19 protein-coding genes are annotated in these 21,282 nt (G+C 63.6%); 3 read left to right on the top strand and 16 right to left on the bottom strand.

Going from position 1 to position 21,282, the window contains the following annotated elements; all coding sequences use genetic code 11:
• Positions 1-30 precede the first annotated feature (30 nt).
• The 12 genes from CXP40_RS21205 to CXP40_RS21150 all read right to left on the bottom strand — a co-directional run bounded on the left by CXP40_RS21205 (position 31) and on the right by CXP40_RS21150 (position 13,628).
• Positions 31-984, bottom strand: a complete 954-nt coding sequence (locus CXP40_RS21205) for a PA2778 family cysteine peptidase (RefSeq protein ID WP_186351536.1) — start codon at positions 982-984, stop codon at positions 31-33.
• The gene (locus CXP40_RS21200) at positions 969-1,376 is read right to left on the bottom strand and encodes a PA2779 family protein (RefSeq protein WP_021490532.1); all 408 of its coding nucleotides are present in this window, start codon (positions 1,374-1,376) and stop codon (positions 969-971) included. The genes CXP40_RS21205 and CXP40_RS21200 overlap by 16 nt, the downstream gene beginning before the upstream one ends.
• An 80-nt stretch (positions 1,377-1,456) precedes the next feature.
• Entirely contained in the window at positions 1,457-3,181 is a 1,725-nt protein-coding gene (locus CXP40_RS21195; protein ID WP_106735339.1) for a NahK/ErcS family hybrid sensor histidine kinase/response regulator, read from the bottom strand.
• Positions 3,165-4,328: an alcohol dehydrogenase-like regulatory protein ErcA gene (gene ercA / locus CXP40_RS21190; protein ID WP_099523001.1), complete on the bottom strand. Its 1,164-nt coding sequence runs from the start codon at positions 4,326-4,328 to the stop codon at positions 3,165-3,167. Before ercA ends, CXP40_RS21195 begins: the two co-directional genes overlap by 17 nt.
• Positions 4,329-4,405: 77 nt before the next feature.
• The gene (locus tag CXP40_RS21185; RefSeq protein WP_106735338.1) at positions 4,406-6,313 is read right to left on the bottom strand and encodes a S9 family peptidase; all 1,908 of its coding nucleotides are present in this window, start codon (positions 6,311-6,313) and stop codon (positions 4,406-4,408) included.
• On the bottom strand, positions 6,301-7,455 hold the full coding sequence (gene pqqE / locus CXP40_RS21180; protein ID WP_106735337.1) for a pyrroloquinoline quinone biosynthesis protein PqqE: 1,155 nt from the start codon (positions 7,453-7,455) through the stop codon (positions 6,301-6,303). Before pqqE ends, CXP40_RS21185 begins: the two co-directional genes overlap by 13 nt.
• Positions 7,427-7,708: a pyrroloquinoline quinone biosynthesis peptide chaperone PqqD gene (gene pqqD / locus CXP40_RS21175; protein ID WP_017363275.1), complete on the bottom strand. Its 282-nt coding sequence runs from the start codon at positions 7,706-7,708 to the stop codon at positions 7,427-7,429. The genes pqqE and pqqD overlap by 29 nt, the downstream gene beginning before the upstream one ends.
• Positions 7,709-7,808: 100 nt before the next feature.
• Positions 7,809-8,561, bottom strand: a complete 753-nt coding sequence (gene pqqC / locus CXP40_RS21170; RefSeq protein ID WP_106735336.1) for a pyrroloquinoline-quinone synthase PqqC — start codon at positions 8,559-8,561, stop codon at positions 7,809-7,811.
• An 87-nt stretch (positions 8,562-8,648) separates the two neighbouring features.
• A complete protein-coding gene (gene pqqB, locus CXP40_RS21165) occupies positions 8,649-9,563 on the bottom strand; it encodes a pyrroloquinoline quinone biosynthesis protein PqqB (protein WP_106735335.1) in 915 nt (304 codons plus the stop codon).
• A gap of 47 nt (positions 9,564-9,610) precedes the next feature.
• Complete coding sequence (gene pqqA, locus CXP40_RS21160) at positions 9,611-9,682, bottom strand: pyrroloquinoline quinone precursor peptide PqqA (protein WP_003243383.1); 72 nt, start codon at positions 9,680-9,682, stop codon at positions 9,611-9,613.
• Positions 9,683-10,009: 327 nt separating this feature from the next.
• A complete protein-coding gene (locus CXP40_RS21155; RefSeq protein ID WP_106735334.1) occupies positions 10,010-11,530 on the bottom strand; it encodes an aldehyde dehydrogenase family protein in 1,521 nt (506 codons plus the stop codon).
• A gap of 322 nt (positions 11,531-11,852) precedes the next feature.
• A complete protein-coding gene (locus tag CXP40_RS21150) occupies positions 11,853-13,628 on the bottom strand; it encodes a methanol/ethanol family PQQ-dependent dehydrogenase (protein ID WP_099523007.1) in 1,776 nt (591 codons plus the stop codon).
• Between the two features lie 248 nt (positions 13,629-13,876).
• On the opposite strand from CXP40_RS21150, the gene CXP40_RS21145 reads away from it, so the two are divergent.
• Together CXP40_RS21145 and CXP40_RS21140 are read left to right on the top strand one after the other, a co-directional pair.
• On the top strand, positions 13,877-15,109 hold the full coding sequence (locus CXP40_RS21145; RefSeq protein WP_106735333.1) for an ABC transporter substrate-binding protein: 1,233 nt from the start codon (positions 13,877-13,879) through the stop codon (positions 15,107-15,109).
• 99 nt (positions 15,110-15,208) lie between these two features.
• On the top strand, positions 15,209-15,595 hold the full coding sequence (locus tag CXP40_RS21140; RefSeq protein ID WP_106735332.1) for a hypothetical protein: 387 nt from the start codon (positions 15,209-15,211) through the stop codon (positions 15,593-15,595).
• 168 nt (positions 15,596-15,763) lie between these two features.
• Here CXP40_RS21140 and CXP40_RS21135 read toward each other — a convergent pair whose 3' ends face one another.
• The 4 genes from CXP40_RS21135 to pedF all read right to left on the bottom strand — a co-directional run bounded on the left by CXP40_RS21135 (position 15,764) and on the right by pedF (position 19,024).
• A complete protein-coding gene (locus tag CXP40_RS21135; RefSeq protein ID WP_106735331.1) occupies positions 15,764-16,693 on the bottom strand; it encodes a quinoprotein relay system zinc metallohydrolase 1 in 930 nt (309 codons plus the stop codon).
• Between the two features lie 119 nt (positions 16,694-16,812).
• Positions 16,813-17,562: a quinoprotein dehydrogenase-associated SoxYZ-like carrier gene (locus CXP40_RS21130; protein ID WP_106735330.1), complete on the bottom strand. Its 750-nt coding sequence runs from the start codon at positions 17,560-17,562 to the stop codon at positions 16,813-16,815.
• Between the two features lie 21 nt (positions 17,563-17,583).
• Complete coding sequence (locus CXP40_RS21125) at positions 17,584-18,456, bottom strand: ABC transporter substrate-binding protein (protein WP_106735354.1); 873 nt, start codon at positions 18,454-18,456, stop codon at positions 17,584-17,586.
• A gap of 148 nt (positions 18,457-18,604) precedes the next feature.
• Positions 18,605-19,024, bottom strand: coding sequence for a cytochrome c-550 PedF (pedF, locus tag CXP40_RS21120; protein ID WP_021490544.1), 420 nt, complete (start codon positions 19,022-19,024; stop codon positions 18,605-18,607).
• Between the two features lie 329 nt (positions 19,025-19,353).
• On the opposite strand from pedF, the gene exaA reads away from it, so the two are divergent.
• Complete coding sequence (gene exaA, locus CXP40_RS21115) at positions 19,354-21,216, top strand: quinoprotein ethanol dehydrogenase (RefSeq protein WP_106735329.1); 1,863 nt, start codon at positions 19,354-19,356, stop codon at positions 21,214-21,216.
• The last annotated feature ends 66 nt before the right edge of the window (positions 21,217-21,282 follow it).

Raw genomic sequence — 21,282 nt, 5'->3', positions numbered from 1 at the left:
CGGCGCCCTCGGGCGCCGCTTTCTTTTGCATCACGGACAGGCCGGCAAGGCCTGACACTGCCCACCAGAACCACTGGCTTTCGGCGGTGCGGCGAAGCGCCCATCCTCCGGCGCCAGACGCTGTGCGCAGGCCTGGGCCTGCTGCGCCTCAGCAGCACAGCCCTGCTCACCCAGTACTTGCGACAGGTTGAACCATCCCGCAGCAAAACCCGGCTCGCGCTTGAGGCTCTCACGCAACGCCTGCTCGGCGCCCTTGCGATCGCCATCGGCGTAGCGACTGTTGCTCAGGGCGAACCAGGGCAATGACTGCTCCGGCCAGGCCTCGGCGGCGCGGCGATAGGCGCGCCGAGCCGGCTGAGCATTGCCGGTTTGCTCGAGGTCGTTGGCAGCCTTCATCCAGACATGCATGTCGGCCTGTGCCGGCAAGCGTTCCGGAGGCAGGGTCACGACAGCCCAGCGCCCACCGCGCGCCCAGGTTCTGTCGAAGCTGTTGAAGCTGTCTTCGAGCCTGCGCGTAGTGGCCGAGCGCAAAATCAGCGTGCGCTCGCGGCGGTCGTAACCCACCACCACCGCGAAGTGCCATTGCGGATACCAGTCGAATGCCAGGTTCTGCAGCACCAGCACCGGGTTGCCGGCGGCCACCTCGGCGAGCACCGCCTCCAGGCGTGGCTGCAACGGATACACCAACATTTCGTGATTGCGTGCGGCGGCGACCATCTCCACCTGCAAGCTGCCTTCACGGCTGGGGATGTAGACCTTGTCCTTGAGCGCACCGGGCGTGGTCAGCACGCCACGCTGGTTGAGCATGGTGGCTAAGGCGGCCGGGCCGCACTGATAGGCGTCCTGGGGGAAGAAGGGAACGTCGGTGAGTTCCACCCGCTCAGGCAAACGCTCGCCCACCGGTGATAACACCGGGGAGCGAGCGCAGGCTGTGAGTAGAACGATCGATGCGATACAGCAGAGGCGAATCAGCGATTTATGCATTTGACGAAATTGAAGATGTTGGTGGCGCACAGCATATCAGTGATGATGAAGATCACCAGAAACAACACGATGATGCCGACCACACCTGCACCGGCGGGTGCCTGATCCAACTGCTGGTTGAACTGCGCCAGTTCGGCAGGGGTCAGGCTGGCGATACGCGACTCGACCTGATCACGGTCGACGCCCATGGACACCAGTTTCTCCTTCACCTGCTCGTCATCGAGCATGGCCATCAACTGCTCCTGATCCACCTTGTGCTGCTGCTCGGCGATCACCTCGTGAGTGCCGACCATCGCCGCATTCGCGGCAGGAATCTGCACCACCAGCAGCAGGTGAAACAGCGCGGTAATAGCCGCCAGACGGCGCATAACGGGGTTCATGGAAATTGTCATTGTGGTTATCTCCTGAGGGACGAGGTAGCCAATAGACAGCATCCAAATCGCCCAGGTTCACTCCACCAGTCTGCGCGCGTTCACGTTTCCATCAAAAGCTGGCTGAGCACCGCACGCAGCTTGCCCGGCTTGACCGGTTTGTTCAGCAAAGGCGCACCCAGCGCCTGCAATTCGCGACGACAGTCATCGCTGCGATCGGCGCTGATGATCAGCGCCGGAATCGGCCTGGAAAACTCATCACGCAGCTGCTGAATCACCTGACAACCGAGCACGCCGTGATCGAGATGGAAATCCGCCAGAATCACCTCTGGCGCCCTGCCCTGCAGACGCTGCAGGGCCTCGTTCAGATCGACCGCCGTGACCACCTCGCAGCCCCACTGCCTGAGCAGCGCCTGCATGCTGTGCAGGATGTCGACTTCGTTATCGATCACCAGCAGGCGCCGGCCCGGCAAGGGATTACCCAGCATCGGCAGCGCCACGGATTGCACCTGGCGCCGCGGCTTGGCATGCGCCAGCGGCACGCGGATGCTGAAGACCGAACCACGCCCCGGTTGCGAGCGCACCTGCACCGGGTAGCCCAGCATGCGCGCGATGCGCTCGACAATGGCCAGGCCCAGGCCGACACCCTTGCGCTCGGCCGCACGCCCGACCTCAAGCTGGCTGAACTCGAGAAAGATGTTGTCCAGTTGATCGGCCGCGATGCCGCGCCCGCTATCCCACACCTGCAACTCGACAAACTCGCCACGGCGCCGCGCACCAAGCAGCACGCCGCCACGCTCGGTGTAACGGCAGGCGTTGCTGAGGAAATTGCGCAGGATGCGCGTCAGCAAGCGGAAATCGGTATGCACCGCATAACTGGCAATTCGCGCGCGCAGGCGCAAACCACTGGCCGACGCCACGCTGTCGAACTCAGACGCCAGCGGAGCGAGCAACTCCTCAAGGCGATAGACATCGAGATCCGGCTTGATCGCCGCCTGATCCAGCTTGGAAATATCCAGCAGATCCGCCAGCAGATCCTCGGCGCCTTCCAGGGCCAGGTGACTGCGCTCCACCAGATTCTGCTCGGCGCTCGGCAACTCGCGCTCACGCAATGTGGAGATCAGCAAACGCGCGGCATTCAGCGGTTGCAACAGATCGTGGCTGGCTGCGGCCAGGTACTTGTCCTTGCTATGGTTGGCCGCTTCGGCCGCGTCACGCGCCTCGCGCAGGGCCAGTTCGATGCGCTCGCGCTCCTCGATCTGCCGCTGCAGATTGCGGTTGGATTCGAGCAGCTCGAAGGTACGCGCCGCGACGCGGCGCTCCAGTTCGTCATTGAGTTGTTGCAGGCGCTGCTGCGCCTGCTTGCGCTCGGTGATATCAGCGACGAAGCCTTCGAAGATGCCCTCGCCTTCAGGCTTGAGCAGCAGGTTCATCAGCACGTCGATGGTGCTGCCATCGCGCCTGCGCAGGCGCGTCTCGTAGCCGAGCAGAGCCTGGCCCTGGCTCAGCCCCTGGCGAATCACCTCCAGCTCGTCGAAGCCGCCCACGAACAGGTGCCGAGCCAGATCGCCCGGCGACCACAGCACCTGCTGCGGGTCGTCATAACCGAGCATGCGCGCCATCGCCGGATTGGCCGCCAGTACACCGTCCTGCAGGCTGGCCTGGATGATCCCGTGCACGGCGTGTTCGAACAGCCATTTATAGCGATTGCGCTCAACTTCCAGCTCTTCCAGGCGCGCCAGCAGCTCGGGGTAATGACTCTTGCGCGCCGACTGGCTGCCGAGCCCCAGCAGCCCGGCAAGCGCTTCGTCAGAGCGCCTCGCCATACACCACCTCGACATCACGCTGGGTCGATTCACGCGGATTGGTGAGGATGCACGGGTCGTCCATCGCATGGCTGGACAAGAACGGAATGTCAGAGGTACTGACGCCGTGCAGACTGAGCGTCTCACGGAAGCCCATGGCGTGCTTGAAGGCGATCAGGTGCTCGACCAGGCGCTGGCGAATCTGCGCATGGTTGAGCCCACGGCAGTCGATGCCGAGGGTTTCGGCGATGACCTTGAAACGCTCCGGCGCCGCGCTGTAATTGAACGCCACCACGTGCTCGACCAGCACCGCATTGCACAGGCCGTGCGGCAAGTCGAGGTAGCCACCGAGGCTGTGACTCATGGCATGCACCGCGCCAAGAATCGCGTTGGAGAACGCCAGACCAGCCTGCATGCTGCCGAGCATGATCTTCTCGCGCAGGGCGATATCGCCCGGGTTGGCGATCATCTGCACCAGGTTGCCGTTGATCAGGCGCATGGCTTCCAGCGCGTGCGGGTCGGTCAGCGGGCCGTGGCCAGTGGAAACGAACGCTTCGATGGCGTGCACCATGGCGTCGATGCCGGTGCAGGCCGACAAGAACGGATCCATGCTCAGGGTGGTTTCCGGATCAATCAGCGACACGTCCGGCACCACTGCCTTGCTGACGATGGAGAACTTCATCCGCTCCTGCTGGTTGGAGATGATCACGAACTGCGACACGTCGGCCGAGGTGCCGGCGGTGGTCGGGATCAGGATCAGCGGAGGGCTGGGCACGCGAATGGTGTCCACGCCTTCGAATTCGAGAATGCTGCGACCGTGGGCGACGACGATACCGATGCCCTTGGCGCAGTCCATCGGGCTGCCGCCACCGACCGCGACGATGACGTTGCAACCCTCGCTGCGATACAGCTCGGCGCCCTCCATCACCTCTTCCACGCGCGGGTTGGGCGACACCTTGGTGTACAGGCAGTAGGCGATGCCCTGGGCCTGCAGGCTCGCCTCGACATCGCCAGCCCAGCCCGCGGCGACTACACCGGGATCGGAGACGACCAGCACCTTGCGTGCACCGAAGGTCTTGGCGTAATTGCCGACGTTATGCCGGGAGCCGGCGCCAAAGATGATCTCGGGGGAAACGAACTTTCGCAGCTGATTCAATTCGTGGCTCATACAACGGCCTGAAATTTATTGTTATGGAATGGCGATCAGCCTACTGCATTGCCGGGTTAATGCAATGCGACCTGCGATCAGCTCAGCCGCTGATAGAAGGCATGCTCGGCGCGCAGAGCCTCGGCCAGGTTGGCGGCCTGACGGAAACCGTGGCGTTCTTCTGCGAACAGGTGATATTCAACCGGCAAACCGCGCTGACGCAGCGCCTCGACCATGCTTTCGGTCTGGCTCGGCACCACCACCGCATCCAGCGCGCCCTGGAAGAAAATCACTGGTGCCTTGATACGTTCGGCCTGTAACAGAGGTGTGCGATTGCGATAGCGCTCGGCATCCGGCTCGGGGTCGCCGATCAGCCAGTCGAGATAATCCGCCTCGAACTTGTGGGTCAGCCGGCGCAGCGCCAGCGGGTCGCTGACGCCGTAGAGACTGGCGCCGCCACGTAACTGCGGTAACTCGACCAGAGCACGCAACGCGCTGAAGCCGCCAGCGCTACCACCGCGCACATACACACGTTGCGCATCGATACGGCCATCACCGGCCAGTGCGTCGATGGCGGCGCGAATATCCTCGACTTCCAAGTCGCCCCACTCGTCAGCCAGACGCAAGCGGTAGTCGCGACCGTAGCCACTGCTGCCACGGTAGTTGAGGTCGAGCACGGCGAAGCCGCGTAGCGTCCAGAAGGCGATACGCGGATCGAACACCGGGTAGCAGGCCGAGGTTGGCCCGCCGTGCAGGAAGATCACAAGCGGCGGGCGCTCCCCGGTTGATGCAGGCGAGTAGAAAAAACCATGGCTGCGTTCGCCCTCACCGACCCCACAGCTGAATGGCTGGGGTCGTGATAGCTGTGCTTCGGACAGCGGCTGCTCACCGCCAGCCAGCATCTGCAATGCGCCATCGCTGCGGCGAATGGCAAGCACCGCTGGCAAACGATCAGGAGCGGCAGCGATGCAGTAGAAATGTTCGTTGTCGGCAGCCAGGCTACGGAAACGCGTAAAACCTTCGGCCAACAGCCGCTCTGCCTTTGGGTAGGGTATCGCGGGGCCGCCCAGGCTGTGCGCACCGATTGTTTTGCGGTCGAGATCGCTGGTGCGCACGGCGCACCCTACCAGCGCGCCGACACCCTGCTCGAAACGGGTCAGCAGAAACTCATCGTTTTCCAGCGGCAGATAGGTTCGACCGCCCAGTTGCCAGGGCGCCGGCGCGTGATCATAAGGCGCAGCGTGTAGTGTGGTGCCGCTATCGACGCACCAGGGTTGCCACCATCCTGCCTTGTCGCTCAACACCCACAACCGGCCCCGGGCATCGAAGCGCGGCTGCTGCAGGGCCTGATCGCTGCCCTGCCCGGCCAGCACCCGAGTGCGCTCGCCGGACTCACGCTGGCACAGACGCGTGGCGATCCAGGGCTGATGTGGTCGATCCCATTCGATCCAGGCAAGACGCTGGCCAGTGGGGTCAGCCACCGGCGCCGCATAGAAATCGGCACCCTCGACCAGTACCTCACGCTTGCCGTTCAGACCGATACGCACTAGGCGATGCAGCACCGTGCCGACTTCACGGCTTTCCTCCACAGCCAGCAACGCCTGCCAGGCGGGCACAAAGGACAGGTCGCCATAACGGCAGTGGGACTGACTGGTGATCAGGTAGGGGGCGCCGTGCGCACCGCCGTCCAAGCCGATATCGATACGATAGACCTGCTGATCACGCTCGTTGACGAACGCCACGCCCTGCTCCGTGGCGCAGCAGGCGCCGCCACCGTACTCGTAGACGCGGCTGCGCACGGAAAACCCTGCTGGCGTGAGCTCACGCACCACACCATCGCGATAGAAGAACAGCCCGCAACGCGCCAGCTGTGGGTCGAATGCCACCCACAACACGCCACCGTGGGCTGCGTGCAGTTCGGCGAAGTCGGCACTGGCAGCTGCAGCCTGCTCGGCACTCCAGATCGCGTCAGGATCGGTGCGCAAGGCGCACCCTACGCTTTGCATATGATTCGTGAGGCCTTCTCGTTGCGGTACTGCAGGGCCTCCAGCCCGAGCGGCGCTTCATCGGCCTGCTGGCGTGCAGCGAGAATCACGCCATGGTGCGCCGACTTGCTGCATACCGGGTCGGCGTTACTGGCATCGCCGGTGAGCATGAAGGCCTGGCAGCGACAGCCGCCGAAATCCTTGTCCTTCTCGTCGCACGAACGGCAAGGCTCGGGCATCCAGTCGTCACCGCGGAAGCGGTTGAAACCGAAGGAATGCCGCCAGATATGTTCGAGACTGTGCTCGCGCACGTTGGGAAACTGCACCGGCAACTGCCGCGCGCTGTGGCAAGGCAGCGCCGTGCCGTCCGGGGTGATATCGAGGAACAGGTTGCCCCAACCGTTCATACAGGCCTTGGGGCGCTCCTCGTAGTAATCCGGGGTAACGAAGATCAGCTTGCACGGGTGGTTCTCGGCCGCCAGTTTGTCGCGCCACTGATTGGTAATGCGCTCGGCGCGCTCCAGTTGCGCGCGGGTCGGTAGCAGCCCGGCCCGGTTCAACTCGGCCCAGCCGTAGAACTGGCAGGTGGCGAGCTCGACGAAATCCGCCTCCAGCTCCAGACACAGCTCGATGATGCGCTCGATGTTGTCGATGTTATGCCGATGGGTGACGAAGTTGAGCACCATCGGGTAGCCGTGCGCCTTGACCGCGCGGGCCATCGCCAGTTTCTGCGCGAAGGCCTTCTTCGAGCCGGCCAGTAGGTTGTTCACCTCCTCGTCGGCGGCCTGAAAGCTGATCTGGATATGATCGAGCCCGGCCTCGGCGAACTCGGCAATACGCGCTTCGGTCAGGCCGATGCCGGAGGTGATCAGGTTGGTGTAGTAGCCCAGGCCGCGCGCCGCTGCGATCAGCTCGGCCAGATCCTGACGCACCAGCGGCTCGCCACCGGAGAAGCCTAACTGCGCCGCCCCCAGTTCACGCGCCTGGCGGAATACCTCGATCCATTCGGCGGTCGACAACTCTGTGCCCTGCTGGGAGAAATCCAGCGGGTTGGAGCAGTACGGGCACTGCAGCGGGCAGCGGTAGGTCAGCTCAGCCAGCAGCCACAGCGGTGGCCCTGGTTCATGACCTGCCTTAGCGAAGCTCGATCCAGAACTGAGCATGGGCCACCTCCATGAAGGCAAGAATGTCTTCGTCGATACCGGGCACATCGGGGAAGCGCTGGTGCAGGTTGCCGATGATCTCGGCCACCGAGCGCTTACCGTCGACCTGCTGGAGAATTTCGCTGGCGCTGTCGTTGAGCTTGATCATGCCTTCCGGATAGAGCAGCACGTGGCAGCCTTGCGCCGGTTCGAACTGCAGGCGAAAGCCGCGGCGAATGGCGGGTACGCTGGGTGGGAGGATGACAGCAGTCATTGTTCGGGCTCCTGACTGGTGCGCGCGGCGCACCCTACAAAGGGCGCGTCGAACGGAAATGCGGCCGTAGGGTGCGCCGTGCGCACCGCTCGCTCGATACTCATAGGGCTATACCCCGATGCCAAGCGCGCTCGTTGGTCACGGTGTGATACGGCGGACGCTGCAGCTCGTAGGCCATGCTCATGGCGTCGAGCATGCTCCACAGCACGTCCAGCTTGAATTGCAGGATCTGCAGCATGCGATCCTGCGCTTCGCGGGTTCGGTAGTGCTCGAGGGTAATGCGCAGGCCGTGTTCGACATCGCGGCGCGCCTCTTTCAGACGCTTGCGGAAGTAGTCGTAGCCGGTGGCGTCGATCCACGGGTAATGCTGCGGCCAGGCATCCAGGCGCGACTGGTGGATCTGTGGAGCGAACAGCTCGGTCAGCGAACTGCTGGCCGCTTCCTGCCAGTTGGCGCGACGAGCGAAGTTGACGTAGGCATCGACGGCGAAGCGCACGCCAGGCAGCACCAGCTCCTGCGACAGCACCTGATCACGGTCGAGACCGACGGACTCGGCCAGGCGCAGCCAGGCCTCGATACCGCCCTCTTCTCCGGGCGCACCGTCATGGTCGAGGATGCGCTGAATCCACTCGCGCCGGGTTTCGCGATCCGGGCAGTTGGCGAGGATCGCCGCATCCTTCAGCGGGATATTGACCTGGTAGTAGAAACGATTGGCCACCCAGCCCTGGATCTGCTCACGGGTGGCGCGCCCTTCGTACATGGCGCGGTGGAACGGGTGATGGATGTGATACAGCGCGCCCTTGGCGCGCAGCGTCTGCTCAAACTCGGCAGGGGTCATGGCAGGTTGGCTCATCAGTATCTCCGATACGCGTTGCCGTAGGGTGCGCCGTGCACACCAGCATTCTTCAAGGTACGCACGGCCTGAGCGGCCCCGCACACCCTACAAAACGATGCTCATGCCATCGAACGCGACCTCGATGCCGTGGGCGTCCAGTTCGGTGCGCTCGGGCGAGTCCAGGTCGAGAATCGGGTTGGTGTTGTTGATATGGATAAGGATCTTGCGCGCGGAGGGCAGTCCGTCGAGCACCTCGATCATGCCGCCAGGGCCGCTCTGGCACAGGTGGCCCATCTCACTGCCGAGCTTGTCGCCCACCTCACACACGCGCATCTCATCGTCACGCCACAGCGTGCCATCGACCAGCAGGCAGTCCGCGCGGCGCATCCAGCCCAGCAGGTGCCCGTCTACCTGGCCCAGGCCCGGCGCATAGAACAGGCTGCGGCCGCTGCGACGATCCTCGATGAACAGACCGATGTTGTCCCCCGGGTGCGGATTGCCCCGATGCGGCGAATACGGCGGCGCACTGCTGCGCAGGGCGATGGCGGTGATGCTCAGCGCAGGACAGGCGGGAATGCTGAAGGGTTTTGCATCCAGCTCGATCAACTGGTGCTGCAGGCCGCCATTCCAGTGGCTGAGCATGTTGAATAGCGGAAAACCGGTGGTCAGGTCCTGATGCACCATCTCGGTACACCAGACCTTATGCGGGCAGCCTTCGCGCAGGGTAAGCAGACCGGTGCAATGGTCGATCTGGCTATCGAGCAGGACGATGCCGGCGATGGCGGTGTCACGCAGCTTGCGCGCCGGTTGCAGCGCCGGAAAGGCCTCTATCTGCGCACGGATGTCCGGCGAGGCATTGCACAGGATCCACTGCTCACCGTCATCGGAAATGGCGATGGACGATTGCGTGCGCGGCTGCGCCCGCAGGGTACCGGCACGCACGCCGCGGCAATTGCGGCAGTTGCAGTTCCATTGGGGAAAGCCGCCACCGGCGGCGGAACCGAGAATCTGGATATGCATGGAAGTCACCAGCGGGGATGCCCCGGACGAGCCGGGGCCAGGAGCGATCAGCGGTTGGCGAAATACATGGTCACTTCGAAGCCAATGCGCAGATCGGTGTAGGCGGGTTTAGTCCACATGGTGCGGTCCTCTTTTTATGAAGCCGGGGCATTCCGGCAACCCCATTAAGCCCCCGCCAGGCAAGAGGCCAAATGGTACTTTGGGATGAATCGGCACTGGCATTGGTAGGTGACGCTATCAGTAGGCATGCCTCGCGCCAGGAAGGTTCCAGTCATCGCCTGAGCTGAAACATGCGCCAATAAAAAACGCGGCCGAAGCCGCGTCGCGATAAGGATCTGCTGCCGTTCAGGCCCATGGCTGCCTGCAGATCCACCCGGGTAGGGTTGTTCGCCTGGCAAGAGGCGGCGCACCGGAGCGAGCGCGCCACCGTTGGGATGCATCACAACTCAGAAGAAACCGAGAGGATTGATGTCATAGCTCACCAGCAGGTTCTTGGTCTGCTGATAGTGGTCGAGCATCATCTTGTGGGTTTCACGGCCGACGCCGGACTTCTTGTAACCACCGAAGGCGGCATGCGCCGGGTACAGGTGGTAGCAGTTGGTCCATACGCGGCCAGCCTTGATCGCACGGCCCATGCGGTAGGCGACGTTCATGTCGCGACTCCACACGCCGGCACCCAGGCCGAACTCGGTGTCGTTGGCGATGGCCAGGGCTTCGGCTTCGTCCTTGAAGGTGGTCACACCGATCACCGGGCCGAAGATTTCTTCCTGGAACACGCGCATCTTGTTGGTGCCCTTGAGTAGCGTCGGCTGGATGTAGTAACCGCTGGCCAAGTCGCCGTCCAGGCGCTCGGCCGCACCGCCGGTGAGCACTTGGGCGCCCTCCTGCTGAGCGATTTCGAGGTAGCTGAGGATCTTGTCGTACTGCTGCTGCGAAGCTTGGGCGCCAACCATGGTGTCGGTGTCCAGCGGGTTGCCACGTTTGATCTGTTTGACCTTCTTCAGCACTTCGACCATGAAGGCGTCGTAGATCGACTCCTGCACCAGTGCGCGCGACGGGCAGGTGCACACCTCGCCCTGGTTGAAGAAGCCCAGCACCAGACCTTCGGCAGCCTTCTCGATGAAGGCCGGCTCGGCGTTCATTATGTCGGCGAAGAAGATGTTCGGCGATTTGCCCCCCAGTTCGACGGTGCTCGGGATGATGTTCTCGGCGGCACATTTCATGATGTGCGAGCCGACCGGGGTGGAGCCGGTGAAAGCGATCTTGGCGATGCGCTTGCTGGTGGCCAGCGCTTCACCGGCCTCGCGACCGTAGCCCTGGACGATGTTGAGCACGCCCGGTGGCAGCAGGTCGCCGATCAGCTCAACGAAAAGGGTGATGGACAGCGGCGTCTGCTCGGCTGGTTTGAGTACGATTGCGTTGCCAGCAGCCAGTGCCGGCGCCAGTTTCCACGCGGCCATCAGCAGCGGGAAGTTCCACGGAATGATCTGCCCGACCACGCCCAGCGGTTCGTGGAAGTGATAGGCCACGGTGCCTTCATTGATCTCGGCGGTGCTGCCTTCCTGGGCGCGGATGCAACCGGCGAAGTAGCGGAAGTGGTCGGCAGCCAGCGGCACGTCGGCATTCAGAGTCTCACGCACGGCCTTGCCGTTGTCCCAGGTTTCGGCCACGGCCAGCAGTTCGAGGTTGGCTTCGATACGGTCGGCGATCTTCAGCAGGATGTGCGAACGCTCCTGCACCGAGGTCTTGCCCCAGGCATCGGCGGCGGCATGTGCGGCATCCAGCGCCTTGTCGATGTCGGCAGCATTGGAACGGGGGAATTCACCGATCACCGAGCCGTCGACCGGGCTAGTGTTGCTGAAGTACTGGCCACTTAGCGGGGCGACGAACTCACCACCGATATAGTTGCCGTAGCGCGGTTTGAGGGTGACGACGGCGCCTGCAGAACCCGGATTCGCGTAAATCATGATGCTGACCTCTCTTGTTGTCGGAGCCCGCTACCAATCGGGGAAGCGAGTCATGGTTCGATCTTAGAAAGCCCCCGAAAACCTCGGTATGCACCCATGGCACAGATCGCCTAGTCATTTGGTAGTAGAGCGGTCTGGCACGGGCCTTTGGCAGCGAGGTACGGGGCTATGGAAGCTAAAGGCTAGACCCGTTGGCCTGGTCTTGCGTTCCAAACCAGGAAATTTCGCCCGTGGCATTTCGCAGCGGCTCGGCGCTGGCAGCCAGACGCCGGAAACGACGATGGCCGGACAGAGTCCGGCCATCGTCTGACACTTCAAGCGATCAGCGCTTGGCCACCAGCTCCTTCGGCAGCTTGAAGGTCCACAGCATGCCGCCCTGGTTCAGGTGCTTGACGCGCTTGGCCACCTCGCCGCCCCACAGCGGTACCGCACCGCCCCAGCCGGACAAGACGGAGACATACTGCTCGCCGTCCATTTCCCAGGTTACCGGCGAGCCGATCACGCCCGAGCCGGTCTGGAATTCCCAGACTTTCTCACCGGTCTTGGCATTGAACGCCTGCAGGTAGCCTTCCGGATTGCCGGTGAACACCAGGTTGCCCTTGGTGGTCAGCACCCCGCCCCACAGCGGCGCGTAGTTCTTGTGGCGCCAGACTTCCTTGCCGGTCTTCGGGTCGATGGCGCGCAGCACGCCGATGTACTCCTCGTTGAGCGGCTTGATGGTGAAGCCGGCACCCAGGTAGGCGGCGCCCTTCTTGTAGGCGATGTCCTCGTTCCAGATGTCCATGCCCCACTCGTTGGACGGCACGTAGAACAGACCGGTGTCCTGGCTGTAGGCCATGGGCATCCAATTCTTGGCGCCGAGGAAAGCCGGTGCGGAGAACACGCTCGTGCCCTTCTCCTTCGCACTCGGCGAGCCAGGACGGTTGCTGTCGTCGTAGATCGGCCGGCCATTCTTGTCCAGGCCCTTGGCCCAGGTGATCTTGTCGACGAAGGGGAAGCCACGGATGAACTTGCCGTTGGTGCGGTCGAGCACGTAGAAGAAGCCGTTACGGTCGGCAGTGGCTGCCGCCTTGATGGTCTTGCCGCCTTCCTGGTAGTCGAAGGAGATCAGCTCGTTGACGCCGTCAAAGTCCCAGCCGTCGTGCGGCGTGGTCTGGAAGTGCCATTTGATGCTGCCGTCGTCCGGGTTCAGTGCCAGGCGCGAGGAGGAATAGAGATTGTCGCCAGGACGCAGGTGCGAGTTCCACGGTGCCGGGTTGCCGGTACCGAAGAACAGCAGGTTGGTGTCGGCATCGTAGTAGCCGCCGAGCCAGGGCGCGGCGCCGCCGGTCTTCCACAGGTCGCCCGGCCAGGTCTTGCCGGCCTCGCCACCACTGATGCCATTCTCGACGGCCTTGCCGTCCTTGTAGACGTAGCCCATGTGACCTTCGACGGTCGGGCGACTCCACAGCAGCTCACCGTTCTTCGGATCGTAGGCTTCGATCTTGCCGACCACGCCGAACTCACCACCGGAGACGCCAGTGATCAGCTTGCCGTTGACCACCAGCGGCGCCGCGGTGATGGAGTAACCCGCCTTGTGATCGGCGACGTTCTTGCGCCACACCACCTTGCCGGTGTCCTTGTTCAGCGCCACCAGCTTGGCGTCGAGGGTGCCGAAGATCACCAGGTCGTCGTACAGGGCGACGCCCCGGTTGATCACGTCGCAGCAGGGACGGATATCGTCTGGCAGGCGCGCTTCGTACTGCCACAGCTCACGCCCGGTGCGCGCATCGACGGCGAACACCCGCGAGTAGGAAGCGGTGACGTACATCACACCGTCCTTGATCAGCGGCTGCGCCTGCTGACCACGCTGCTTCTCACCACCGAAGGACATGGTCCAGACCGGGCGCAGTTCCTTGACGTTCTGCTCGTTGAGGATGTTCAGCGGGCTGTAACGCTGGCCCTGCAAGCCGAGGCCGTTGGTGACGATCTCGTCGGTGGTGGTGGCGTCCTTGAGAATCTCGGCGTCGGTGACCGCCAGCGCGGCGGCGGACGGCAACAGCATGGCGGCACAGAGTGCGGTGAGGAGGAAAGGCTGGCGAAGACCGGCGTGTTTCATTGCGGCTACCTCTGCGGGTTCATTGTTATTGCCGGGAAATTTTCCCGGTCTGCCGCAAATTCTTGGCTCACCCGGGTCACCCAACAATTGCACCCCCAGCCGATTTTCCTCGTTCCTTGGTAGCAATACCTGCCGTACCCGCCCCCGGACAGATCGCCGCAAGTAGCAACCAGGCGCCACCAAAAGCCCATGGTGCAGGGATGACGCGGCCCGTAGAAAGGCACCTCCCAACCATAAGGAGAATGCCCATGGGACGCGTACTGCTCGCACTGCTACTGGCCGCGTTGCTTGGCCAGGCGCAGGCCGAAAGCCTGAAGATTGGCCTCAACTATCCGCGAACCGGCAACTACAAGGATGAAGGCCTGGAGCTGCGCCGCGGCGCCCTGCTCGCCGTCGAGGCGATCAACCGGCAAGGGGGCCTGCTCGGCCAGTCGCTGGAACTGCTCAGCGAGAACACCGATTCCAATGCAGCCCAGGCCACACGCAACGTCGATCACTTCGCCAGCCAGGGTGCACGTATGGTCTTCGGCAGCGCCACCAGCGAAGAGGCCATCGCCGCCGGGCAACGGGCCCGCGAGTTGGGTCTGCTGTATTTCGCCACCCTTGGTTACGCCAACGAAGTCACCGGCCAGGCAGGCCAGCGCTACCTGTTTCGCGAATCCGGCAGCGCCTGGATGAGTGCGCGGGTGCTCGGCGAGTACCTGTCCTGGCATCTGCCGCGCCAGCGTTATCACTACATCGTCATCGACGATGCCTGGGGTCGCAGCATCGAGCAGACCCTGCGCCTGGCCACCGGCAGCGCTGACCGTGCCCGTCATGGCCGCAGCGCCCTGCCCCCCGGCCCGTTGCGCCGCGAGCAATACCGCGCCGCCATGGACAAGGCTGCGGCGAGCGGTGCCGACGTGCTGGTCCTGGCGCTACTCGGCGACAACCTGCAACGCAGTATGCGCATGGCTCACAACATGGGCCTGAAGCAGCGCATGCAGATCATCGTGCCGAACCTGACCAAGAGCCTGGTCCAGCAGGTTGGCCCGCAGGTGATGGAAGACGTGATAGGTACCGAAACCTGGACCTGGGACACCCCGAAACTGGAAAACAGCGAGGCCGGCCAACGCTTCGTCGAACGCTATCTGCGCGAGCATCAGGAGTATCCGGGCGGTACCGCGGCCTCTGCCTACACCGTCGTCCAGCAATGGGCCGATGCAGTCAGGCGTAGCGCCAGCACCGACGCCGAAACCCTGATCGCCGCACTCGAAGGCCACCGCTACCAGTTGCTCAAGGACGAGCAGCAATGGCGCGACTTCGACCATCAGAATCTGCAGAGCATCTACGCCGTGCGCGTGCGCAAGCGTGACCAGATCATGCGTGACACCCTCAAGCAACATTACTTCGAGATCATCCACCGCATGAGCGGCGAACAGGCCGCGCCCAGCCATGACGAATGGATCCAGGAGCGCGGCGAAGTGCTCAGCCTGCAGTGACCTCCGTCACCAAGCAGGCTGTACAGGTTCCGCGAAGATTGCGGCGGCCCCGGCTTTGCCCGACACTTGGCCGCCCGCACATTCAGATCGGAGACGCCCGTGCCCCACCCTCGCCAGGAAATTCTCAACCATCCCGATGCACTGGACTGCACTGTCTATCGCCCGGACGAGCAGGACCCGGATGCCGAAGAGCAGGATCTGGGCGACGGCAAGGTGCTGATCACCGGCGCCTTCGAGCCGCCGCAGGATTGGGATGCGCACCAGCGCGAGGACTACTACGGCGAAGAAGACCCCACCCACTTCGTCAGCGCCCATATCGAATGCCTGGCCAAGCCGGCGACTCGGGATTTCTTCATGCCCGAGAGCGGTGACTATGTGGCCGTGCAGTCGAGCCAGGGCGAAGTGGTGATGTATTACGTCTACGACCACGAAGAGACCGAGCACGGCCGCCATTACGTGCTGATTCGTGACGATGAAGAGCTCTGATCGCTGAGAGTGGGAGGCGCTTCAGCGGCGACGCTTTTATACGCAAGTCGCGGCTAAAGCCCCTTCCACAGGGTATTCCAGCACATGCTGGTGCGCGCGGCGCACCCTACCAAGCCGTGGCGACGTTCGCGTAGGGTGCGCCGCGCGCACCGATGACACCCCACGCTTCTAATCCTGACGATCAACCCGCCCCATGGCATTGCGCTCGTAGTGCGGGTAAAGGTGGCTGACGCTGCGGATCAGCTCATAGCGCGACAGGTTGACCTGAGCGAAGCGCTCGGGGATCGGTGCACGAATCAGTTCGTTCATCTCCGCGCCCTGCTCCGCCCCCTGGCGCAGCAAGCCATCGAGCCAGCCCAGGTAATCACGCATCTGCACGAACGGCGCCGCATCAGTGGTCACCGGGCCATGGCCGGGCACGATCTGCTTCCATGGCATTGCCTCGAGCCGGTCCATATCGGCCAGCCACACGTCCAGGCCAGGGCTGTTCGGCGTGGTCAGCGCGCGCTGGTAAAACAGGATATCGCCAGCGAACAGCACGCCCGTGCGCTCATCCAGAATCGCCAGGTCGGCGCCGGTATGCCCCCGTAGCGCCAGCAGTTGCAGGCGCCTGCCGCCAATTTCCAGCGTGCCTTCCTGCACCTCCTCGGTGGGCAACACCACTTCGGTACCGCGCATCCAGTCGCCGACCAGGCGGTACATGTTCTCCGCCATGGCATCGCCCTGTTCGGCCAGCAACCGGGTGGTCTCGGGCAATGCCGCGATGGGCACCCCGGCGAAAGCCTGGTTGCCCAGCACATGATCGGGGTGATGGTGAGTCAGCAACACGCGCAGCACCGGTTTGCCGGTGGTTTTCTCGATACTCTGGCGCAGTGCCTCGCCATAACGCCGCGACGGGCCGCTGTCGATCACCACCACACCTTCCGAGGTTTCGATAAAGCCGAGGTTGACGATATTGCCGCCGTTTTCCGCCGCGAAATTATCGGTACTGCCCTCCAGCAGCCAGACGCCCTCGGCGATCTGCCGGGGTTGCAGGTGGTAGTCGAGTGCTTGGGCAAGCCCGGTACCGAGAGCCAGCAAAAACAGTATCCAGCGCATGCTTTTCTCCTCGAAATCCGCTTGAGCCGCAAGCTTCGCCCCGAGGCGGGGCTCCTACAGACAGGGCGAGCGCCGCTGCCTACTGTGGGAGCCGCGCCCCGCGGCGAATAGAACCGCCGTCAGAACGCGGCCTGGAATTCGTTGCCGTTGTTGTCGCGCAGCCAGACCTCGGCCTGCCGGTCGTCGCGCAGGTCGAAGGTCAGCGTCGGGTTCTCGCTGACCGCGGGGAACAACTCGATGCGTCCCAACACCTGGCCATCGGCATCGCGCAGCTCGGCTTCTTCGATATAGAACTCGGGGATGCCGCCGACCAGGCCGTTGTCCATCGGGTGCGACACCTGCAGGCGCAGGCGGCTGTCCTCGCCACGTACGAAGCGCTTGCCCAGCACCTGGCCCAGTCGCTCCTCCCAGCCGGCCTCGGCGCGCACCACGCTGGGCGCAGTACAGCCGCCACCCGCTGCTTCGACGCGGGCCGAGCCGATATGCCAGACGCCATCGTCGGTGAGCACTGCCGCGCGAATCGGCGTGGCCTGCTCGACGCGGATGCGAATGGCCAGACTCGGCTCCAGATGCTCGCCGGGAGCGAAGTCGAGAATACGCGGGATAGGATTGAGCTCGGCCCAGGCCAGAATGCGCTTGACCTTGCCGCGGTAGGCGCTGGCGTCGATCTGGATCGGCACCTGGCGCGCATCTTCGGCGAATGGCGGCACCTCGAGACGAACCTTGTCGTCGAAGACGAAGGCCTCACCGTTGAGCAGGCGCTGGTGATAGTAGTCCCACATCACTGAGGTGACCGGATCGGGCGCGGCGCCCCTTGCTTCCCAGGCCCAGGCAAACAGGGCCAGCAATATCAGGCTACGCCAATCCATCGCCCACCTCCGGCTCGACTCTTATTGGTATTGTTCCGGCTTCTCGTAGCGCAGCCCGTAGCGCGCGTACAGGCGCTCGAGTGAGCCGTCGAGGATCATGTTTTCCAGCTGTTCTTCCAGGGCATAGGCCAATTGCCGATTGGTTTCGTGCACCGCCATGCCGATTTCCCAGATCTGCCGGCCCATGTCCGGGTAGGCGTTCTCGGCCAGCGCCAGTTGCGGGTCATCGGCCTCGTGCACCAGCCAGTCCACCTCGCCACGCAGCGCCATCACCGCATCGACTTCACCACCCTGCATGGCCGCAAAGGCCAGCTTCGGCGTTGGGTAATGGCGGGTTTCCTGGCTGAGCATGCCGCCCTGCACCGAGCTCAGGTAGAACGAGGGCACACTCTCGACTTCGACGCCGACTGGATGCTGGCGCAACGCAACGATACTCGGCACCTCGGGCAGACGCCGACGATCGAACGCCAACTGCCAACGCTCGCGCTGATAGGGGCCGAACATCACCACGAGCTCGTTGACCAGCTCGCCCAGCTCATTGCGCATCTGCGCGTAGTCGCGGTCGTATGGCACACGCAGCATCACATCGGCCAGTTGGCCCTGCGCTGTCACCCGGCCACGCCAGATGTAGTCACGCAAGTCGTCGTCAAGCTTTTCGCCCGGCGGCGCCCACATCACTTGAAGCTTCAGCCCAAGCCCTTCTGCCAGCGCCTTGGCCAGCTCGTAGTCGACGCCACGCGGCTGACCGTCCTGCTCGTAGCTGTAGGGCGGGAAGTTCTGGTACAGCGCCACGCGCAGGGTGCCCGACTCGGTGATACGGTCGAAGTCGCGCACCTGCGCCTGGGCAATGCCCAGGCCTAGCAGCAGGCCAAACAGGAGGATCAGCCGGCGCATGACGCGAGCGCTTATGAAGAAATCGTCGCGAGCGATGGCAGGTCGCGCTTCGCCGGAGCGCAGCAAGCGGAATGTATTGAAATACATGAGCATTGCGAGCACCGCCGAAACGCGAGATGCCGAGCGCAGCAGATTTATCATCAAGCGCTTACTCCTCGACGTGCACGCTCTCCAGGTAGCTACGCACTGCCCACAATGCTTCCTGACTAAGGAAGTCGGCCATCTTCGGCATGTACACGCGCCCATCGCGCACCGCGCCGTTGATTACTCGCTCCTTGAACCATTCATCGCCGCTGGCACCCAGTTCCAGCATCCGCAGGTCCGGGGCGATGCCGCCGGACTTGGCTTCCAGGCCGTGGCAGGCTGCGCAGTTCTGGTTGTAGGCAGAGGAGCCAATCTCAATGGCGCGCGGATTGTCGCGATAGGGGTTCTCGTCCAGCCATTCCTCACCCAGCGGTTCCAGGCCATCAGTGTTCACCGCCTGCGGTACCACATCGCCGTGCGCCCAAAGGTTGGTCGATGCGGCGAGCAACAGCAGCGCCAGGGTGGATTGGATCTTCTTGTTCATGGCTAGGACCTCATCTAATGCACGCAAGACAGCCCATACAGAGCTCGTGGCGACCATCTTAGAAAGGCCGTGCAACGCGCCGAATGCTGCTTTGGTGGTCGCGTTCTAGTCCCTTGGTAGTAGGGCTTGTGAGGGGGTGTTGGCGATGCCTTGGCAGCAAGGCCAAGTCATGGGCCGGCCGGGAAATCCTCCCGGCAAAGGCGGGATTTTTTCCGTAGGCGCGAAGGTGGCCGGGTACCACCATCGGCTTGCCTCTGCTGGACATCCCCGGAACCCAGTTTTCGCGGTGTCACTGCAGCGACCTACCACCTCCAATGGGAAGCACAACGATGACAACAAGAAACCTACCCAGCACCCCGCGCCCTCTGGCGCTTGCCCTGATGTTGGCCGGCGGCCTGGCGCTGAGCCAGGGCGCGCTCGCCAAGCCGGTCACCTGGGAAGACATCGCCAACGACCACACCACCACCACCAACGTGCTGCAGTACGGCATGGGCACCAACGCCCAACGCTGGAGCCCGCTGGCTCAGGTGAACGCCGAAAACGTGTTCAAGCTGACCCCGGCCTGGAGCTACTCCTTCGGTGACGAGAAGCAGCGCGGCCAGGAATCCCAGGCCATCATCCACGACGGCGTGGTCTACGTGACCGGCTCCTACTCGCGCGTCTTCGCTCTCGATGCGAAAACCGGCAAACGCCTGTGGACCTACAGCCACCGCCTGCCCGACGACATCCGCCCGTGCTGCGACGTGGTCAACCGCGGCGCCGCCATCTATGGCGACAAGATCTACTTCGGCACCCTCGACGCCCGCGTCGTGGCGCTGAACAAGGACACCGGCAAGGTGGTGTGGAACAAGAAGTTCGGCGATCACTCCGCCGGCTACACCATGACCGGCGCGCCGACCATCGTCAAAGACGGCAAGACCGGCAAGGTGCTGGTCATCCACGGCAGCTCCGGTGACGAATTCGGTGTGGTCGGCAAGCTGTTCGCCCGCGACCCGGATACCGGTGAAGAAGTGTGGATGCGCCCCTTCGTCGAGGGCCATATGGGCCGCCTGAATGGCAAGGACAGCACCCCGACCGGCGACGTCAAAGCGCCGAGCTGGCCGGATGATCCCAACCACCCGACCGGCAAGAAGGAAGCCTGGAGCCAGGGCGGCGGCGCGCCGTGGCAGAGCGCCAGTTTCGATGCCGAAACCAACACCATCATTATCGGCGCCGGCAACCCGGCCCCTTGGAACGGCTGGGCGCGCACCAGCGACGGTGGCAATCCCAAGGACTACGACAGCCTGTACACCTCCGGCCAGGTCGGCGTCGACCCCACCACCGGCGAAGTGAAGTGGTTCTACCAGCACACCCCGAACGATGCCTGGGACTTCTCCGGCAACAACGAGCTGGTGCTGTTCGACTACAAGGACAAGGACGGCAAGGTCACCAAGGCCACCGCCCACGCCGACCGCAACGGCTTCTTCTACGTGGTCGACCGCGCCAACGGCAAGCTGAAGAACGCCTTCCCCTTCGTCGACAAGATCACCTGGGCCAGCCACATCGATCTGGAAACCGGTCGCCCGGTCGAAAACGAAGGCCAGCGCCCGCCGAAGCCCAAGCCCGGCGAAAGCAAAGGTGAAGTGGTCGAGGTCTCCCCGCCATTCCTCGGCGGCAAGAACTGGAACCCCATGGCCTACAGCCAGGACACCGGCCTGTTCTACGTCCCGGCCAACCACTGGAAAGAGGACTACTGGGCCGAGGAAGCGCATTACAAGAAGGGCTCCGCCTACCTGGGCATGGGCTTCCGTATCAAGCGCCTGTTCGACGACCACGTCGGCATCCTGCGCGCGATGAACCCCACCACCGGCAAGGTCGCCTGGGAGCACAAGGAGCGCCTGCCGCTGTGGGCCGGCGTACTCGCCACCAAGGGCAACCTGGTATTCACCGGCACCGGCGACGGCTACTTCAAGGCCTTCGACGCCAAGAACGGCAAGGAGCTTTGGAAGTTCCAGGTCGGCACCGGGATCATCTCCCCACCCGTCACCTGGGAGCAGGATGGTGAGCAGTACATCGGCGTGACTGCCGGTTACGGCGGCGCCGTGCCGCTGTGGGGCGGCGACATGGCCGACCTGACCAAACCGGTCGCCCAGGGCGGTTCCTTCTGGGTGTTCAAGCTGCCGAGCTGGGATAACGCCAGCGCCAAGCGCTAGAGGCTGAACGCATGGCGCACCTGGTGCGCCATGCACGCTACCTGTGGGAGGGGCTTTAGCCGCGAC

It is taken from the genome of Pseudomonas sp. YY-1, from assembly GCF_002843095.1.
GTDB classification, from domain to species: Bacteria; Pseudomonadota; Gammaproteobacteria; order Pseudomonadales; family Pseudomonadaceae; genus Aquipseudomonas; species Aquipseudomonas sediminis_A.
This window is presented reverse-complemented; position numbering and strand designations above follow the sequence as displayed.

Excerpts from the sequence above, each read along its gene's own strand:
- CXP40_RS21130 (WP_106735330.1), bottom strand. The coding sequence starts at position 17,562 with ATGGATTGGCGTAGCCTGATATTGCTGGCCCTGTTTGCCTGGGCCTGG.
- CXP40_RS21195 (WP_106735339.1), bottom strand. The coding sequence starts at position 3,181 with ATGGCGAGGCGCTCTGACGAAGCGCTTGCCGGGCTGCTGGGGCTCGGC.
- CXP40_RS21125 (WP_106735354.1), bottom strand. The coding sequence starts at position 18,456 with ATGCGCCGGCTGATCCTCCTGTTTGGCCTGCTGCTAGGCCTGGGCATT.
- CXP40_RS21135 (WP_106735331.1), bottom strand. The coding sequence starts at position 16,693 with ATGCGCTGGATACTGTTTTTGCTGGCTCTCGGTACCGGGCTTGCCCAA.
- pqqB (WP_106735335.1), bottom strand. The coding sequence starts at position 9,563 with ATGCATATCCAGATTCTCGGTTCCGCCGCCGGTGGCGGCTTTCCCCAA.
- ercA (WP_099523001.1), bottom strand. The coding sequence starts at position 4,328 with ATGAGCCACGAATTGAATCAGCTGCGAAAGTTCGTTTCCCCCGAGATC.
- pqqC (WP_106735336.1), bottom strand. The coding sequence starts at position 8,561 with ATGAGCCAACCTGCCATGACCCCTGCCGAGTTTGAGCAGACGCTGCGC.
- CXP40_RS21185 (WP_106735338.1), bottom strand. The coding sequence starts at position 6,313 with ATGCAAAGCGTAGGGTGCGCCTTGCGCACCGATCCTGACGCGATCTGG.
- CXP40_RS21145 (WP_106735333.1), top strand. The coding sequence starts at position 13,877 with ATGGGACGCGTACTGCTCGCACTGCTACTGGCCGCGTTGCTTGGCCAG.
- pedF (WP_021490544.1), bottom strand. The coding sequence starts at position 19,024 with ATGAACAAGAAGATCCAATCCACCCTGGCGCTGCTGTTGCTCGCCGCA.
- pqqD (WP_017363275.1), bottom strand. The coding sequence starts at position 7,708 with ATGACTGCTGTCATCCTCCCACCCAGCGTACCCGCCATTCGCCGCGGC.
- CXP40_RS21155 (WP_106735334.1), bottom strand. The coding sequence starts at position 11,530 with ATGATTTACGCGAATCCGGGTTCTGCAGGCGCCGTCGTCACCCTCAAA.
- CXP40_RS21200 (WP_021490532.1), bottom strand. The coding sequence starts at position 1,376 with ATGACAATTTCCATGAACCCCGTTATGCGCCGTCTGGCGGCTATTACC.
- pqqE (WP_106735337.1), bottom strand. The coding sequence starts at position 7,455 with ATGCTCAGTTCTGGATCGAGCTTCGCTAAGGCAGGTCATGAACCAGGG.
- CXP40_RS21150 (WP_099523007.1), bottom strand. The coding sequence starts at position 13,628 with ATGAAACACGCCGGTCTTCGCCAGCCTTTCCTCCTCACCGCACTCTGT.
- CXP40_RS21205 (WP_186351536.1), bottom strand. The coding sequence starts at position 984 with ATGCATAAATCGCTGATTCGCCTCTGCTGTATCGCATCGATCGTTCTA.
- exaA (WP_106735329.1), top strand. The coding sequence starts at position 19,354 with ATGACAACAAGAAACCTACCCAGCACCCCGCGCCCTCTGGCGCTTGCC.